Genomic DNA, 391 nt, shown 5'->3' on the forward strand with positions numbered 1-391 from the left:
AACGTGTAGTCATCAATGCGAGTTGGAACCAGCAATGGCGATGCCGAACCATCTTGAAACCGGATTAAGCATCGTGGGTTTTCAAATGACCAATCCAGGGGTTCACTAACTTGGATCCTTACCGTGTTAGCATCATGCTGTTCATCTACCACAAGGCAACTAATCGTTTTGCTTCCGGGAATATCATCGGTAAGAACGTTGCGATCGCCGTAGTTATAGCAAAGAGCATCCATTTCTGTGCTGGTTGTATGCGTTAGCCGCTGATATCGATATTTCATCAGCCTGCGCATTCCTATACGGTAAGCCCTATCTGGATCCTTCACTCCATCAAGGGTGTAGTCCTCCACTTTCTGAGGCGTAGGGTTGTCGCTGAAACGGCATTGAACCGTTT

1 protein-coding gene is annotated in these 391 nt (G+C 47.3%); it reads right to left on the bottom strand.

Features of this window, described 5'->3' with window-relative positions; genetic code table 11:
• Nucleotides 1–278 (bottom strand): hypothetical protein (locus tag HFC70_RS26875; protein ID WP_210259479.1); only part of this gene is annotated, 278 nt, incomplete at its 3' end.
• Nucleotides 279–391: the final 113 nt, after the last annotated feature.

This window comes from Agrobacterium sp. a22-2, assembly GCF_012276985.1.
In the GTDB taxonomy this organism is placed as follows: domain Bacteria; phylum Pseudomonadota; class Alphaproteobacteria; order Rhizobiales; family Rhizobiaceae; genus Allorhizobium.